Raw genomic sequence first — 723 nt, 5'->3', positions numbered from 1 at the left:
GAGAGCATCCTGGGCCGCATCTCCGAGGACGACATCCGCGTGACCGCGATGCATCCCGGTCAGCGCTGCACCCCCGCCTCGTTGGCCAGCCACGCGATGTACGAGCGCCGCGATCCCTTCCGCGAATATGTCGCCTCCGGCCATGTCGACATGACCGATGTCCGCTACGAGACCTGGGACGAGACGACGGCGCGTGCCACGGGCGCCCGCTTCGTTCCGTCCGAGCCGGTCATGGTGAAGCTGGAGGGCGCCGGCAAGGTCGGCGAGCGCCGGCTCGCCATCGTGGGCAACCGCGACCCCGACACCATCGAGAACATCGACAAGGCCATGGACTGGGCGCGCGCCCGGCTCGCCGAGCGCTTCGGCACGCCGGAAACATCCGGCTGGACCGTGCATTACCATGCCTATGGCCGCGACGGCGTGATGGGCGCACTGGAGCCGACGCCGCCGGCGCACCCGCACGAGCTCGGCATCGTCGTGGAGACTGTCTGCCAGGACGCGAAGCGCGCGGAGGAGATCTGCGCGCTGGCGGCGCKCAACCTGTTCTACGCCCGGCTCAAGGAGGTGAAGGGCACGGCCGGCGCCGCGGCGCTGATGTCGGACGAGATCCTCATCGGCAAGCCCGGCTACGAATGGACGCTGAACCACGTCCTGCCGGTGCTCGATCCCTCGGAGCTGTTCCGCACCGAATCCTCCCTGGTGGACGGCAGCGCCCGGAAGGCC

General features: G+C 69.7%; 1 protein-coding gene. It reads left to right on the top strand.

What is annotated here, in order from left to right; translation table 11 throughout:
• On the top strand, window positions 1-723 hold a 723-nt coding region (locus tag AC1DWF_RS34330; RefSeq protein ID WP_476842952.1), incomplete at both ends, for an acyclic terpene utilization AtuA family protein.

The organism is Aminobacter sp. P4_D5 (assembly GCF_056401815.1).
Note: the sequence above shows the minus strand (reverse complement) of the source record. Positions and strands in the feature narration are given on the sequence as shown.